The organism is Hydrogenophaga sp. T66, from assembly GCF_057219855.1.
Genome location: NZ_JBXVVX010000001.1, coordinates 124278 through 139041 on the forward strand (window position 1 = coordinate 124278; position 14764 = coordinate 139041).

Genomic DNA, 14764 nt, shown 5'->3' on the forward strand with positions numbered 1-14764 from the left:
GTACAGCGCTGGCGTGGGGGCCGGGGGCCGGGGCGGGCAGCGTTGGGTGTCGATAAATTGACGTTTACGTAAACGTCAAACTAGAATCCGGCGCTGTTGCCAACCCCGGGATTGTCCATGTCTGTGCCCGCCTTCGAGCCCCGCACCCCCGATTTCGCCGAGCGGGTGCGCGACAGCTTCGCCCGTCAGGGCGCGATGGCCACGCTGGGCGCCGCGCTGGTGCGCGTGGCCCCCGGCGAGGTGGAAATCGGCCTGGACTGGGCGCCCGGCCTGACGCAGCAGCACGGCTTCCTGCACGCCGGCGTGGTCTCGACCGCGCTCGACTCGGCCTGCGGCTATGCCGGCTTCAGCCTCATGCCGGCCGACGCCGGCGTGCTGACCATCGAATTCAAGATCAACCTGCTCGCGCCCGCGCGCGGACAGCGCTTCCGCCTGGTCGGCCGGGTGCTCAAGCCCGGCCGCACCATCACCGTCACCGAAGGCCAGGCGTTCGCCATCGACGACGGCCGCGAGAAACTCATCGCCACCATGAACGCCACGCTGATGACCATCACCGGTCGCGACGGCGTGCAAGGCTGATTCACCCCACACCATCCCCTTTGCTCACGGAGACCTTGCCATGACCCCCATGCCCGGCCTGAACTTCCACCTCGGCGATGACATCGACGCCCTGCGCGATGCGGTGCGCGACTTTGCGCAGGCCGAGATCGCGCCGCGCGCCGCCGAGATCGACCGCAGCGACCAGTTCCCCATGGACCTGTGGCCCAAGATGGGGGCGCTGGGCGTGCTGGGCATCACCGTGGGCGAGGAGTACGGCGGCGCCGGCATGGGGTACCTGGCCCACATGATCGCCATGGAGGAGATCTCCCGCGCGTCGGCCAGCGTGGGCCTGTCGTACGGCGCGCACAGCAACCTGTGCGTCAACCAGATCAAGCGCAACGGCTCCGAAGCGCAGAAGCAAAAGTACCTGCCCAAGCTGATCAGCGGCGAGCATGTGGGCGCGCTGGCGATGAGCGAGCCCGGCGCGGGCAGCGACGTGATCTCCATGAAGCTCAAGGCCGAGGACAAGGGCGGCTATTACCTGCTCAACGGCAACAAGATGTGGATCACCAACGGCCCGGACGCCGACACGCTGGTGGTCTACGCCAAGACCGAGCCCGAGCTGGGCGCGCGCGGCGTCACGGCCTTCCTGATCGAGAAAGGCATGAAGGGCTTCTCCATCGCGCAGAAGCTCGACAAGCTGGGCATGCGCGGCAGCCACACCGGCGAGCTGGTGTTCCAGAACGTCGAAGTGCCCGCCGAGAACATCCTGGGCGGCCTGAATATGGGCGCCAAGGTGCTGATGAGCGGCCTCGACTACGAGCGTGCGGTGCTGGCGGCCGGGCCGATTGGCATCATGCAGGCGGTGATGGACAACGTGATTCCCTACATCCACGACCGCAAGCAGTTCGGCCAGAGCATCGGCGAGTTCCAGCTGATCCAGGGCAAGGTGGCCGACATGTACACCGTGCTGCAGGCGGCGCGCGCCTTCTGCTACACGATCGGCAAGAACCTCGATGCGCTGGGTGCCGAACACGTGCGCCAGGTGCGCAAGGACTGCGCCAGCGTGATCCTGTGGTGCGCGGAAGAAGCCACCAAGATGGCCGGCAACGGCATCCAGATCTTCGGCGGCAACGGTTACATCAACGAATACCCGCTGGGCCGCCTGTGGCGCGATGCCAAGCTTTACGAGATCGGCGCCGGCACGAGTGAAATCCGCCGCATGCTGATCGGCCGCGAGCTGTTCGCGGAGACGATGTAATGCCGCTGCGCCACCTGCTCGCGCACAACCGCACCTGGGCGGCCCAGATGGAGGCCGAACGGCCGGGCTTCTTCACCGCCCTGTCGCAGCAGCAGACGCCGCGCTACATGTGGATCGGCTGCTCCGACAGCCGCGTGCCGGCCAACCAGATCACCGGGCTGGAGCCGGGCGAGGTGTTCGTGCACCGCAACGTGGCCAACGTGGTCGTGCCGACCGACCTGAATTGCCTGTCGACCATCCAGTACGCGGTCGACATGCTCAAGGTGGAGCACCTGATGGTGGTGGGCCACTACGGTTGCGGCGGCGTGCAGGCGGCGCTCAAGGACGTGCGTGTCGGGCTGGCCGACAACTGGCTGCGCCACATCAAGGACGTGCGCGACCGCCATGGCGCGCTGCTCGGTGGCCTGGCCGATCACCACCGGCTGGACGCCTTGTGCGAGCTCAACGTGATCGAGCAGGTGATGCACGTGGCCGAAACCACGGTGGTGCAGGACGCATGGCAGCGCGGCCAGCCGCTCACGCTGCACGGCTGGGTCTACGGCCTGCGGGACGGCCTGCTGCAGGACCTGCACATGGTGGTGCGGGGCACCGACGTGCTCGACGAGACCTACCGCGCGGCGGTGGCCGAGGTGGCCGGTCGCCCCCGCGCGTAAGTCCCGCGGCATCCCCCCCTCCGTATCATCGGTGCACCTTCACCCACCGCGGCGCGCCATGTTTCCCCAGCGACTCGACTCCACCGTGGCCTACGACATCGCCAAGGCGATGATGGACGGCTTCAACCGCCACTACCAGCTCTTCCGCACCGAGTCGGCGCGGGCGAAGCACCGCTTCGAGACGCGCGACTGGCGCGGCCAGCAGCGCGCCCAGCGCGAGCGCATCGAGTTCTATGACCTGCGCGTCATGGAATGCATGAAGCGGCTGGTCAAGGAGTTCAAGGCCGACGAGCAGCCGATGGCGGTGTGGGAGCAGGTCAAGCTGCATTACATCGGCCTGCTGGTCAACCACCACCAGCCCGAGCTGGCCGAGACCTTCTTCAACTCGGTCACGACCAAGATCCTCAAGCGCGCCTATTTCCAGAACGACTTCATCTTCGTGCGGCCCGCGGTGTCGACCGAGTACATCGAAAACGAAGAGCCGACCGCGCGGCCGACCTACCGCTGCTACTACCCCACCGCCGACACCATGCTCGCCGAGGTGCGGCGGCTCATCGCCGACTTCGGCCTGACGGTGCCGTTCGCCGACCTTGACCGCGACGCGGCGCTGGTGCTCGGGGCGATGAAGCGCCACTTTGACCACAGCCGCCTGCGCGCCAACTTCCAGTTCCAGGTGCTCTCGGGGCTGTTCTTCCGCAACAAGGGCGCCTACATCGTCGGCAAGATCATCAACGGCTTCCAGGAAGTGCCGTTTGCACTGCCGGTGCTGCACAACCGGGACGGCCAGCTGGTGGTGGACGCGGCCTTGTTTGGCGAAGACGACCTGCTGATCCTGTTCAGCTTCGCGCGGGCCTACTTCATGGTCGACATGGAGATTCCCAGCGCCTACGTGCAGTTCCTGCGCAGCATGATGCCGCGCAAGCCGCGCGCGGAGTTCTACAACGCGCTCGGACTGGCCAAGCAGGGCAAGACGCTGTTCTACCGCGACTTCCTCTTCCACATGCGGCACAGCACCGACAAGTTCCGCATCGCGCCCGGCATCAAGGGCATGGTGATGCTGGTGTTCGATCTGCCGAGCTTTCCGTTCGTGTTCAAGGTCATCAAGGATTACTACCCGCCGCAGAAGGACACCTCGCGCGAACAGATCCGCGACAAGTACCTGCTGGTCAAGCAGCACGACCGGGTCGGCCGCATGGCCGACACGCTGGAATTTTCCGAGGTGGGCTTCCCGCGCGACCGATTCACCGACGAGCTGATCGAGGAAATCCAGAAGTTCGCGCCGAGCCAGATCGAGATCACCGACCGCGACGGCGACGGCACCATCGAAGTCATCCTGAAGCACGTCTACATCGAGCGCCGGATGATCCCGCTGAACATCTACCTGCAGGAGGCGTTCGACGCGCTGCAGAGCAACGCCGACGACACGGCCGCCCGCGCCCAGCTGGAACGGGCGGTGGTGGAGTACGGCAACGCGATCAAGGACCTGGTGGCCGCCAACATCTTCCCGGGCGACATGCTGTGGAAGAACTTCGGCATCACCCGCCACGGCAAGGTCGTGTTCTACGACTACGACGAGATCGAGTACCTCACCGACTGCAACTTCCGTCGCGTGCCGGCGCCGCGCGATGAGGAGGACGAAATGTCTGGCGAGGTCTGGTACTCGGTCGCCAAAAACGACGTGTTCCCCGAGACCTTCGGCCCGTTCCTGCTGGGCAACCCGCTGGTGCGCGACGTGTTCATGCGCCACCACGCCGACCTGCTCGACCCGGCCTTCTGGCAAGGCCACAAAGAACGTATCCAGGCCGGGCACGTCCACGACGTGTTTCCCTACGAGCGCGACCGGCGTCTACGGGCGCTCTGATTCATTGACCCATCCCGCAAGGAGTTCTCCATGTCCGACCCCATCGTCATCCTCGGTGCCGCCCGCACGCCCATGGGCGCCTTCCAGGGCGACTTCGCCCCCCTCGCGGCCCACGACCTCGGTGGCGTGGCGATCCAGGCGGCGGTGGCCCGCAGTGGCATCGCCCCCGCCGCCGTCGACGAGGTGCTGTTCGGCAACTGCCTGATGGCCGGCCAGGGCCAGGCGCCGGCGCGGCAGGCGCTGCTCAAGGGTGGGCTGCCGCTGTCCACCGGCGCGGTCACACTGTCCAAGATGTGCGGCTCGGGCATGAAGGCCACCATGCTGGCCCACGACATGCTGGTGGCCGGCAGCGCCCAGGTGATGGTGGCCGGCGGCATGGAAAGCATGACCAACGCCCCGTACCTCATGCTCAAGGGCCGCGGCGGCTACCGCATGGGCCACGACCGCATCTTTGACCACATGATGCTCGACGGCCTGGAAGACGCGTACGAGCCCGGCCGCAGCATGGGCACCTTCGGCGAAGACTGCGCCGCGAAATACGCGTTCACCCGCGAGCAGCAGGACGCTTTCGCCACCGCCTCGGTGACCCGCGCCAAGGCCGCGACCGAGAGCGGCGCCTTTGCCGCCGAGATCGCCCCGGTGACGGTGAAGGACCGCAGCGGCGAGCGTGTGGTGTCCATCGACGAAGGCCCCGGCAAGATCAAGCTCGACAAGATTCCGGCGCTCAAGCCCGCCTTCAAGAAGGACGGCACCATCACCGCCGCCTCCAGCTCCTCCATCAACGACGGCGCGGCCGCGCTGGTGCTCGCCCGGGCCTCCACCGCGCAGCGCCTCGGCGCCACGCCGGTGGCGCGCATCGTCGGTCACACCACCCACGCGCAGGAACCCAACTGGTTCACCACCGCCCCGGTCTACGCCACGCAGAAGCTGCTGGCCGCCACCGGCTGGAGCGTGGCGGACGTGGACCTGTGGGAGGTGAACGAAGCCTTCGCCGTGGTGCCCATGGCGCTGATGGCCGAGCTTCAGGTGCCGCACGAGAAGGTCAACGTCCACGGCGGTGCCTGCGCGCTGGGTCACCCGATCGGCGCCAGCGGCGCGCGCATCCTCGTCACGCTGATCCACGCGCTCCAGGCGCGCGGCGGCAAACGCGGGGTGGCCACGCTGTGCATCGGTGGTGGCGAGGCCACCGCGATGGCCATCGAACTGGTGTGAGGTGGTTGGCGGGCTCCGCAGATTTGACTAAAATTTGTCGAAATTTTGTGGATTTCTGATTGGAGTCGCCATGGATGCATTGCTGGCCCGAAACAGCGTGGGCATTTCCGAGCTGAGGGAGGCGCCGGCGCGCGTGTTCGACCAAGCCGGTGACGAGGCGCTGGTGGTGCTCAACCACAACAAGCCCGCCGGCTACATCGTGTCCAACGCGTGGATGGCCCGGGTGCTCGACCAGCTGGCGGATCGCGTGGTGACCACCAAGGCCGTCGAGCGGCTCGATACGTTGTCTTCCGCCCGACCGGTTTCGCTCGACGACCTGTGACCACCGCCTACCAGCTGGCCATCCACCCGGCCGCCGAGCGCGAATGGGCCAGGCTCGACGACAGCGTCAAAAAGCGCTTCAAGCTGAAGCTCGCCAAGGAACGACTGCTGAACCCGCGGGTTCCCCGGGATGCGCTCCACGGCGCTCCCGATCTCTACAAGATCAAGATCACCACGCCCCAGTACCGCCTCGCTTACCACGTGGATGACGCCCGCCGGGTGCTCACCATCATGGCCATCAGCACCCGCGATGACGTGTACGCGCTCCTTCAAGGGCGCTGAAGATCCTCACCCAACCCTCCCCATGCTGCTCACCCAAGACCAAACCATGATCCGCGACGCCGTGCGGACGTTCGCGCAGGAACAGCTCTGGCCCCACGCCGCCCGCTGGGACAAGGAGCACCATTTCCCCCACGACGCCCACCGCGGGCTGGCCGAACTCGGCTGCTACGGCATCTGCGTGCCCGAGTCGCTCGGCGGCGCGGGGCTGGACTACGTCACGCTGGCGCTCGTGCTTGAAGAGATCGCCGCGGGCGACGGCGGCACCAGCACCGTCATTTCGGTGACCAACTGCCCGGTCAACGCCATCCTGCTGCGCTACGGCAACCCCGAGCAGCAGGAGCGCTTCCTGCGCCCCCTCGCGCAGGGCCGCGGCCTGGGTGCCTTCTGCCTCACCGAGCCCCACGTCGGCAGCGACGCGTCGGCCCTGCGCACCAGCGCCGTGCGCGACGGCAACCACTACGTGATCAACGGCGTCAAGCAGTTCATCACCAGCGGCAAAAACGGCACCGTGGCCATCGTCATTGCGGTGACCGACAAGGCCGCAGGCAAGCGCGGCATGAGCGCCTTCATCGTGCCCACCGACACGCCCGGCTACACCGTCGCCCGCCTGGAAGACAAGGTCGGCCAGCACAGCAGCGACACCGCCCAGATCACCTTCGAGAACTGCCGCGTGCCGGCCGACCACCTCATCGGCCAGGAAGGCGAGGGCTACAAGATCGCCCTCTCGGCGCTGGAGGGCGGGCGCATCGGCATCGCCGCCCAGAGCATCGGCATGGCGCGCAGCGCGTTTGAGTGCGCGCTCACCTACGCGCGCCAGCGCGAGAGCTTTGGCCAGCCCATCATCAACCACCAGGCGGTGGGCTTTCGCCTGGCCGAGATGGCCACCCAGATCGAGGCCGCGCGCGCCCTCACCCTGCACGCCGCCGCGCTGCGCGACGCCGGCCGGCCTTGTCTGAAAGAAGCCGCCATGGCCAAGCTGTTCGCCAGCGAGATGGCCGAACGCGTCTGCAGCGACGCGATCCAGGTGCACGGCGGCTACGGCGTGGTCAACGACTTTCCGGTCGAGCGCATCTGGCGCGACGTGCGCGTCTGCCAGATCTACGAAGGCACGTCCGACGTGCAGAAGATCCTGATCCAGCGCGCGCTGTGACGCCGCCGCCCCGGCGCGCGCGATGCGCCGGGGGGTACCATCGCTGTCCATGAAGATCCTGATCCTGGGCGCTGGCCGGGTGGGCGAGAGCGTCGCCGAGAGCCTGGTGTCCGAGCAGAACGACATCACCATGGTCGACATGGACGCCCAGCGCCTGCGGCTGCTGGAGGAGCGGCTGGATTTGCGCGGTGTGGTGGGCAACGGGGTGCAGCCCTCGGTGTTGCGCGACGCCGGCGCGGCCGACGCCGACATGGTGATTGCCTGCGCCGCGCAGGACGAGACCAACCTGGTCGTGTGCAAGATCGCCCACGACGTGTTCCAGTGTCCGTCCACCATCGCGCGCCTGCGCTCGCCCGAGTTTGCCGAGGGCGATGAGCTGCTGGGCAAGAGTGGCTTCGCGGTGGACCACGTGATCTGCCCCGAAGCCTCGGTGACGCGCCACATCCACCGGCTCATCAGCTATCCCGAGGCGCTGCAGGTGCTGGAGTTTGCCGACGGCAGGGCCAGCCTGATCGCGGTGCGCGCGGTGGCGGGCGGCGCGCTGGTGGGCCACACCATCGGCGAATTCCGCGACCGTTTTCCGCAGTGCGAGATGCGCGTGGTGGCGCTGTACCGGCAGGACCGTGAGGTCGAGGCGCAGCCGGAGACGCGCGTGCTGGCCGGCGACGAGGTGTTCGTGCTCGCCGACACGCAGAAGATCCGCGACGTGCTGGGCGCGATCCACCGGTTCGACAAGCCGGTGCAGCGGGTGATGATCGCCGGGGGCGGCCGCGTCGGCCTGCGGCTGGCGCGCAGCCTGGTCGGGCAGTGCGAGGTCAAGATCATTGAGCACGATCCGCGCCGCTGCGAGTACCTGGCCAGCCAGCTGCCGTCGAGCATGCTGATCCTGCAGGGCGACGGCGCCGACGAGGACTTGCTGCTGGAGGAAAACGTCGGCCAGATGGACATGTTCCTCGCGCTGACCAGCGATGACGAGGACAACATCCTCTCCAGCATGCTGGCCAAGCGCCTCGGGGCGGGGCGGGTGATGGCGCTGATCAACCGCCGCGCCTACGCCGACATGATGCAGGGCAGCACCATCGACATCGCGATCTCGCCCGCGCAGGCGGTGATCGGCGAGTTGCTGACGCACCTGCGGCGTGGCGACGTGGCGGCGGTGCACAGCCTGCGGCGCGGCGCGGCCGAAGCGATCGAGGGCATCGCCCGCGGCGACGCGCGCACCAGCCGGCTGGTCGGTCGGCGGGTGGAGGACATCCGTCTGCCGCCGGGCGCGCGCATCGGCGTGATCGTGCGGGGGGAGGGGCGCGGCTCGGAGGTGCTGATGCCGCACCACGACACCGTGATCCAGAGCGACGACCACGTGGTCGTTTTTATCCCCAACAAGCGGCTGGTGCGCGAGGTGGAGCGGCTGTTCCAGGTCAGCGCCACCTTCTTCGGCTGACCCGCCCCCGCGATGCGCCACAGCTTTCTGCCCGTCCTGGCCGTGTTCGCCCGCATCCTGCTGGCGTTCTCGCCGGCCTACCTGGTGCCGCTCGGCTGGGCCTGGTTTCTGGACCACGAGCACCACGCGCTGGTGTGGGCTTATGGCTTCGCGGTGAGCGTGGCCAGCGGTGCGGCGCTGTGGCACCTCACGCGGCACCACCGCCGCGAACTGCAGGCGCGCGACGGCTTCCTGCTGGTCAACCTGGTGTGGGTGGTGCTGCCCTTGTATGCGGCGCTGCCGCTGATGGCCACGGTGCCCGACATCACCTTCACCAAGGCCTACTTCGAGGCGATGAGCGCTCTCACCGCCACCGGCGCCACCGCGCTGTCGGGGCTCGACCAGCTGCCGGTGTCGGTCAACGTATGGCGCTGTTTCCTGCAGCTCATCGGCGGGCTGGGCATCATGCTGCTGGTGGTGGCGGTGCTGCCCTTGCTGGGACTGGGTGGCTTCCAGCTGTACCGCGCCGAGACACCGGGCCCGATGAAGGACACGAAGTTCACGCCGCGCATCGCCGAGACGGCGCGCGGGCTGTGGGGCGTGTACGCGTTGTTTGCGCTGGCCTGCATGCTGGCCTACCGCTGGGGCGGCATGTCGTGGGCCGACGCGTTCATGCACATGTGCACCACCATGGGCCTGGGCGGGTTCTCGTCCTACGACGCGAGCTTCGGCCACTTCGACTCGGCCCGCCTGGAGTGGGTGGCCACGGTGTTCATGACCCTGGCCGGCATCAGCTTCGTGCGTTACTTCATGGTCATCCGCACGCGATCGCTGCGGCCGGTGACCGCCGACCGCGAGATCCGCACCTACCTGGTGGTGCTGGTGGCGGCGATCGCGCTGGTGGCGCTGATGCTGACCACGCAAGGCGTGGTCGACCATGTGCCCGACGCCATCCGGACCAGCGCATTTCACGTGGTCTCGCTGGCCACCACCACCGGCTACGCCTCCACCGATTACGCGCAGTGGCCGGTGTTTGCGCCGGTGCTGATGATGTTTCTGGGCTGCTTCGCGTCGTGCGCCGGCTCCACCGGTGGCGGCATCAAGATGGTCCGCATGGTGCTGCTGGTCAAGCAGGCGCGGCGCGAGCTGGTCCGCATCATCCACCCTCGGGTCGTCAACCCGGTCACGCTGGGCGGCAAGGTGATGCCCATGTCGGTGATGACCGCGGTGCTGGGCTTCATGCTGATCTACGGCGCGGCCACCATGGGGCTGACCATGCTGCTGTTGTTCAGCGGTCTGGACATCGTGACCGCGTTTTCCGCGGTGGTGGCCACCGTCAACAACATCGGCCCGGGGCTGGGGCTGGTGGGGCCGTCGAGCAACTTCGGCGTGCTGGCCGATTTCCAGATCTGGGTCCTGAGCTTTGCCATGCTGCTGGGTCGGCTGGAGTTGTTGAGCGTGCTGGTGCTGTTCACCGGCGCGTTCTGGCGCCGCTGAGCCCGATCTCCGGAGACATTCCCATGCCCATCACCACGTCCTCGCAGGCCCTGGTTGACGCCGCCACCGCCGTCATCACCACCCACACCGTGGCTGAAGTCGCGCGGCGCCTGGCCGCCGGCGACCCGCGCCTGCAGCTGGTCGACATCCGCGACATCCGTGAGCTCGAGCGCGAAGGCACCGCGCCCGGCGCCTTTCACGCGCCGCGCGGCATGCTCGAGTTCTGGGTCGACCCGGCGTCGCCTTACTTCAAGCCCCTGTTCGGTGACGAGTCCAAGGAGTTCGTGCTGTTCTGCGGCGCGGGCTGGCGCAGCGCGCTGGCCACCCGAGCCTTGCAGGACATGGGCATGACCAACGTGGCCCACATCGAGGGCGGCTTTGCCGCCTGGGTGGTGCAGGGTGCGCCGGTGGAAACGCTGGCCGAGCGCCAGGCGCGGCGCCGCCCATGAAGACCGCCCGCCCCCCAGCGCCCGCGCCCGAGGCCTGCCCGTGCGGCAGCGGGGCGCCGCTGGCCGCCTGCTGCGGCCGCTACCTCGGCACCGGCGTGCCCGCGCCCGACGCCGAGCGCCTGATGCGCTCGCGCTACACCGCGTTCGTGCGTGGCGATGTCGATCACCTGTTGACCACCTGGCACCCCAGCACCCGCCCGCGTTCGCTCGACCTCGAGCCCGGTGTGAAATGGCTGGGTCTGGCGGTGCGCCAGCACCGCGCGCTCGGGCCCGACGACGCCGAGGTCGAATTCGTCGCCCGCTCCCGCTGGCAGGGCCGCGGCCAGCGCCTGCACGAACGCAGCCGCTTCGTGCGCGAAGACGGCGCCTGGTACTACGTCGATGGTGACCCGCTGTGAGCGGCCGCGGTGCTGACAGCCCGGACACACCGTGGATCCGCCATGGCCGATCCCCCGGTGTGGCCCCCGAAAGGGTGGAGAAGCCGTCTGCAGCGCGCGGCGGCTCCTTCGTCCAGGCCGTGCTCTTCGACTGCGACGGCGTGCTGGTGGACAGCGAGCCAATCACCAACGGCGTGTTGCGCGAGATGCTCAACGAGGCCGGGTGGGCGATCGGCGCGGCCGAGTGCGAGGCGCTGTTCATCGGTCGCGCGGTGCGTGACCTGCGGCTGCGCATCGAAGCCGAGACCGGCCGACCGCTCACGGAGGACTGGATGCAGGCTTTCTACGCACGGCGCAACGCGCGCCTGCGGGCGGAGTTGCGCGCCATGCCCGGGGCGCTCGACGCCGTGGCGCGGGTGCACGCGCGGGTGGGCGGGCGCATCGCCTGCGCGTCGGGCGCGGACCGGGCGAAGGTGGTGATGCAGCTGGAGCAGGTCGGCCTCGCGCCGTTCTTCGGCGCGGCGGTCTTCAGCGGCCACGACCTGCCGCGGTCCAAGCCGGCGCCCGATGTGTACCTCGCCGCCGCGGCCCACCTGGGCGTGGACCCGCGCGACTGCCTGGTGATCGAAGACACCGCCACCGGCGCGCAGGCTGGTCTGGCCGCGGGCGCCACCGTGTGGGGCTACTGCCCGCAGGGCCATGGCCGGGCATTCGACGGGCTGCCGGTGGCCCGCGTGATCCACCACCTCGACGACCTGCACGCCTGACCTGGACCACGAGGTGGCGCGGCAGAAGGAGCATCGGCTGCAACACGCGATCAACCGGTCTCCTGGGGTACCACCTCCTGCGCCCAGGGATCCGCCCTGGGCTTGTCGGTGGCACCCCACGATCCTCGGTTCTCGCGCGTTTCGCGTCGATGCCTTCCGCCGCGCAGCCTCCTAGCCCTCGCGCCAGGCCGCCGGCGATTGGCCGGTCCAGTCGCGGAAGGCGCGGATGAAGCTTTTTTCGCTCCGAAAGCCCACTGCGGCGGCGATCTGCTTGATCGGTCGCGCGGTGCGGCGCAGCAGGTCCTGCGCGAGCTGTCGCCGCACCTCGTCTTTCAGGCTCTGCAGGGTGGCGCCTTCGTCGCGCAGCTGGCGGTGCAGGGTGCGCACCGAGGTGTGCAGGGCGGCGGCCAGGGCCTCGGCGTTGCGCATGGCGTCCGGCGAGGTCCGCAGCGCCTGCCGCACCCGCTGAACCAGCAGCCGGTCGCGCCGGTAGCTGCGCACGGTCAGCGGCAGCGCGCGCTGCAGCAGGGCGCGCATGGCGCCTTCGTCGCGCCGCAGCGGCAGCGCGAGGTAGGCGGCGTCGATCGTGAGCGAGGCCTCGGGCGCGTCGAAGGTGAGGGGCGCGTCGAACAGGTGGGCGTACGCCGCCACGTGGGGCGGCGCCGGGTAGGGCAGGGTTACGCCGCGCAGCGGCAGGCGCGAGTCCACGAACCAGGCCGCCAGCCCATGCACGTTGCGCAGCACCGACACCACGCCGAGCTCGGCCAGCGGTCCGGGGTCGGCCGTCCAGCGCAGGCGGATGCGGGCGCTGGCGCCGTCGGTCTCCAGCGCCAGCGCGGGGTCGGGCGTGAGCAGGCCGTGATGGCGGCACCAGCGCTTGAGCGCCACGCCCAGCGTGGGCGCGCTCAGGGAGGCGCGCGCCAGCAGGCCGTAGCTGCCCCAGGGCAGGGCGCGGGCGAAGCAGCCCAGCCCTTCGTCGTCCAGTTCGCGCATCGCGGCGTAGGAAACCGCCTCCATCTGCGCGGCCGTGATCGTCCCTGTCGGTTGGGCCAGATCCTGTGGCGTGATTTGTGCCGCGGCGAGGGCGTCCGACGGATCACGCCCGCGGCGTTGATACGCCCACACCATCCCGCGGACGAGGCTGATCGGCGTGAGCGCCGGCCCTTGGCGCAAGTCATGGGGCAGGCCCGCGGTGGTCGTGGCTGCAGCGGGGCTGGGCGCCGGGGCAGAGGGCGCGGCGTGGGGCGGGGGAGGCATGGGATGGCAGTGTGCGTTGTCGTGGCGTGATTTGCAACCTGCCTGTCGCGCCGGGGCGGGCGGCCAGCGGCTATCCTCGGGGCCCCACGCCAGCCCGTCCGATGCCGCCATGCCGATCCTCACTTCCCAGCTCAACCCCCGCTCCGCCGATTTCCAGGCCAACGCCGCGGCCATGCGCGCGCTGGTCGATGACCTGCGCGTGCAGATCGAGAAAGCCGCCGCCGGCGGTGGCGAGGCCGCCCGCGCCAAGCACGTGGCCCGCGGCAAGCTGCTGCCGCGCGACCGTGTGGCGATGCTGCTTGACCCCGGCACGCCGTTCCTGGAGCTGGCGCCGCTGGCCGCGCACGGCATGTACCAGGGCGACGCGCCCTGCGCCGGCGTGATCGCCGGCATCGGCCGCGTCAGCGGTGTCGACTGCCTCATCGTCTGCAACGACGCCACCGTCAAGGGCGGCACCTACTACCCCATGACGGTGAAGAAACACCTGCGCGCGCAGGAGGTGGCGATGCAGAACCACCTGCCCTGCATCTACCTGGTCGACTCGGGCGGCGCCAACCTGCCCAACCAGGACGAGGTGTTCCCCGACCGCGACCACTTCGGCCGCATCTTCTACAACCAGGCCAACATGAGCGCGCAGGGCATCGCGCAGATCGCGGTGGTCATGGGTTCTTGCACCGCCGGTGGTGCCTACGTGCCGGCGATGAGCGACGAGACCATCATCGTGAAGAACCAGGGCACGATCTTCCTGGGCGGCCCGCCCTTGGTGAAGGCGGCGACCGGCGAGGTGGTGAGCGCTGAAGACCTGGGCGGTGGCGACGTGCACACGCGCCTGTCCGGCGTGGCCGATCACCTGGCGCAGAACGACGCCCACGCCATCGCCCTGGCGCGGCAGGCCGTGGCCGCGCTCAACCACCGCAAGGAAGTCACCGCGGCCCTGCGCGAGCCGCGCGCGCCGCGCTTCGCGGCCGAGGAGTTGTATGGCGTGATCCCGACCGACACGCGCAAGCCCTTTGACGTGCGCGAGATCATCGCCCGGCTCGTCGATGACTCGGAGTTCCACGAGTTCAAGGCCCGCTTCGGCAGCACCCTGGTCTGCGGCTTTGCGCACATCGAAGGCATGCCGATCGGCATCGTCGCCAACAACGGCGTGCTGTTTTCCGAGAGCGCGCAAAAGGGCGCGCACTTCATCGAGCTGTGCGGGCAGCGCAAGGTGCCGCTGCTGTTCCTGCAGAACATCACCGGCTTCATGGTAGGGCGCAAAGTCGAGAACGAAGGCATCGCGCGCCATGGCGCCAAGATGGTCACCGCGGTGGCCACGGTCAATGTGCCCAAGTTCACCGTGATCATCGGCGGCAGCTATGGCGCGGGCAACTACGGCATGTGCGGCCGCGCCTACAGCCCGCGCTTCCTGTGGATGTGGCCGAACGCGCGCATCAGCGTCATGGGCGGCGAGCAGGCCGCCGGCGTGCTGGCCACCGTCAAGCGCGACGGCATCGAGGCGCGCGGCGGCCAGTGGAGCGCCGAGGAAGAAGCCGCGTTCAAGAAGCCCCTGCTGGACCAGTTCGCCGAGCAGTCCCACCCGTACTACGCCACCGCCCGCCTGTGGGACGACGGCGTGATCGACCCGGCCGACACGCGACGCATCCTCGCGCTGGCCATGTCGGCCGCGATGAACGCCCCGATCCCCGAGCCGAAGTTCGGCGTGTTCCGCATGTGA

15 protein-coding genes are annotated in these 14764 nt (G+C 69.0%); 14 read left to right on the forward strand and 1 reads right to left on the reverse strand.

Annotation, left to right across the window (positions count from 1 at the left end; all coding sequences use genetic code 11):
* Positions 1-117 precede the first annotated feature (117 nt).
* The 13 genes from AC2D80_RS00520 to AC2D80_RS00580 all read left to right on the forward strand — a co-directional run bounded on the left by AC2D80_RS00520 (position 118) and on the right by AC2D80_RS00580 (position 11790).
* Positions 118-579 (forward strand): PaaI family thioesterase, encoded by a 462-nt coding sequence (locus AC2D80_RS00520; RefSeq protein WP_484631015.1) that lies wholly within the window; start codon positions 118-120, stop codon positions 577-579.
* Positions 580-619: 40 nt separating this feature from the next.
* Positions 620-1801, forward strand: coding sequence for an isovaleryl-CoA dehydrogenase (locus AC2D80_RS00525; RefSeq protein WP_484631016.1), 1182 nt, complete (start codon positions 620-622; stop codon positions 1799-1801).
* The gene (gene can, locus AC2D80_RS00530) at positions 1801-2454 is read left to right on the forward strand and encodes a carbonate dehydratase (RefSeq protein ID WP_484631017.1); all 654 of its coding nucleotides are present in this window, start codon (positions 1801-1803) and stop codon (positions 2452-2454) included. Before AC2D80_RS00525 ends, can begins: the two co-directional genes overlap by 1 nt.
* A 58-nt stretch (positions 2455-2512) precedes the next feature.
* Complete coding sequence (gene aceK / locus AC2D80_RS00535; protein ID WP_484631018.1) at positions 2513-4315, forward strand: bifunctional isocitrate dehydrogenase kinase/phosphatase; 1803 nt, start codon at positions 2513-2515, stop codon at positions 4313-4315.
* Between the two features lie 30 nt (positions 4316-4345).
* Positions 4346-5527, forward strand: coding sequence for an acetyl-CoA C-acyltransferase (locus AC2D80_RS00540; RefSeq protein WP_484631019.1), 1182 nt, complete (start codon positions 4346-4348; stop codon positions 5525-5527).
* A 70-nt stretch (positions 5528-5597) separates the two neighbouring features.
* A complete protein-coding gene (locus AC2D80_RS00545; protein WP_484631020.1) occupies positions 5598-5849 on the forward strand; it encodes a type II toxin-antitoxin system Phd/YefM family antitoxin in 252 nt (83 codons plus the stop codon).
* Entirely contained in the window at positions 5846-6130 is a 285-nt protein-coding gene (locus tag AC2D80_RS00550; protein ID WP_484631021.1) for a type II toxin-antitoxin system RelE family toxin, read from the forward strand. Before AC2D80_RS00545 ends, AC2D80_RS00550 begins: the two co-directional genes overlap by 4 nt.
* A 22-nt stretch (positions 6131-6152) precedes the next feature.
* Complete coding sequence (locus AC2D80_RS00555; protein ID WP_484631022.1) at positions 6153-7280, forward strand: acyl-CoA dehydrogenase family protein; 1128 nt, start codon at positions 6153-6155, stop codon at positions 7278-7280.
* Positions 7281-7329: 49 nt separating this feature from the next.
* The gene (gene trkA, locus AC2D80_RS00560) at positions 7330-8721 is read left to right on the forward strand and encodes a Trk system potassium transporter TrkA (protein ID WP_484631023.1); all 1392 of its coding nucleotides are present in this window, start codon (positions 7330-7332) and stop codon (positions 8719-8721) included.
* Positions 8722-8733: 12 nt separating this feature from the next.
* The gene (locus tag AC2D80_RS00565) at positions 8734-10197 is read left to right on the forward strand and encodes a TrkH family potassium uptake protein (RefSeq protein WP_484631024.1); all 1464 of its coding nucleotides are present in this window, start codon (positions 8734-8736) and stop codon (positions 10195-10197) included.
* Between the two features lie 23 nt (positions 10198-10220).
* The gene (locus AC2D80_RS00570) at positions 10221-10646 is read left to right on the forward strand and encodes a rhodanese-like domain-containing protein (RefSeq protein WP_484631025.1); all 426 of its coding nucleotides are present in this window, start codon (positions 10221-10223) and stop codon (positions 10644-10646) included.
* Entirely contained in the window at positions 10643-11044 is a 402-nt protein-coding gene (locus AC2D80_RS00575; protein WP_484631026.1) for a YchJ family protein, read from the forward strand. Before AC2D80_RS00570 ends, AC2D80_RS00575 begins: the two co-directional genes overlap by 4 nt.
* A 59-nt stretch (positions 11045-11103) precedes the next feature.
* Positions 11104-11790 (forward strand): HAD family hydrolase, encoded by a 687-nt coding sequence (locus AC2D80_RS00580; protein ID WP_484631027.1) that lies wholly within the window; start codon positions 11104-11106, stop codon positions 11788-11790.
* 171 nt (positions 11791-11961) lie between these two features.
* Here AC2D80_RS00580 and AC2D80_RS00585 read toward each other — a convergent pair whose 3' ends face one another.
* Positions 11962-13047 carry an AraC family transcriptional regulator gene (locus AC2D80_RS00585; RefSeq protein ID WP_484631028.1) on the reverse strand — a complete coding sequence of 362 codons (1086 nt, stop codon included), beginning with the start codon at positions 13045-13047 and terminating at the stop codon, positions 11962-11964.
* Positions 13048-13156: 109 nt separating this feature from the next.
* Here AC2D80_RS00585 and AC2D80_RS00590 point away from each other — a divergent pair, with 109 nt between their 5' ends.
* Positions 13157-14764, forward strand: coding sequence for a carboxyl transferase domain-containing protein (locus AC2D80_RS00590; RefSeq protein WP_484631029.1), 1608 nt, complete (start codon positions 13157-13159; stop codon positions 14762-14764).

Bases quoted from the DNA above. Each gene is read 5' to 3' on its own strand.
- AC2D80_RS00520 (WP_484631015.1), top strand. From the start codon at position 118: ATGTCTGTGCCCGCCTTCGAGCCCCGCACCCCCGATTTCGCCGAGCGG.
- AC2D80_RS00525 (WP_484631016.1), top strand. From the start codon at position 620: ATGACCCCCATGCCCGGCCTGAACTTCCACCTCGGCGATGACATCGAC.
- can (WP_484631017.1), top strand. From the start codon at position 1,801: ATGCCGCTGCGCCACCTGCTCGCGCACAACCGCACCTGGGCGGCCCAG.
- aceK (WP_484631018.1), top strand. From the start codon at position 2,513: ATGTTTCCCCAGCGACTCGACTCCACCGTGGCCTACGACATCGCCAAG.
- AC2D80_RS00540 (WP_484631019.1), top strand. From the start codon at position 4,346: ATGTCCGACCCCATCGTCATCCTCGGTGCCGCCCGCACGCCCATGGGC.
- AC2D80_RS00545 (WP_484631020.1), top strand. From the start codon at position 5,598: ATGGATGCATTGCTGGCCCGAAACAGCGTGGGCATTTCCGAGCTGAGG.
- AC2D80_RS00555 (WP_484631022.1), top strand. From the start codon at position 6,153: ATGCTGCTCACCCAAGACCAAACCATGATCCGCGACGCCGTGCGGACG.
- trkA (WP_484631023.1), top strand. From the start codon at position 7,330: ATGAAGATCCTGATCCTGGGCGCTGGCCGGGTGGGCGAGAGCGTCGCC.
- AC2D80_RS00565 (WP_484631024.1), top strand. From the start codon at position 8,734: ATGCGCCACAGCTTTCTGCCCGTCCTGGCCGTGTTCGCCCGCATCCTG.
- AC2D80_RS00570 (WP_484631025.1), top strand. From the start codon at position 10,221: ATGCCCATCACCACGTCCTCGCAGGCCCTGGTTGACGCCGCCACCGCC.
- AC2D80_RS00575 (WP_484631026.1), top strand. From the start codon at position 10,643: ATGAAGACCGCCCGCCCCCCAGCGCCCGCGCCCGAGGCCTGCCCGTGC.
- AC2D80_RS00585 (WP_484631028.1), bottom strand. From the start codon at position 13,047: ATGCCTCCCCCGCCCCACGCCGCGCCCTCTGCCCCGGCGCCCAGCCCC.
- AC2D80_RS00590 (WP_484631029.1), top strand. From the start codon at position 13,157: ATGCCGATCCTCACTTCCCAGCTCAACCCCCGCTCCGCCGATTTCCAG.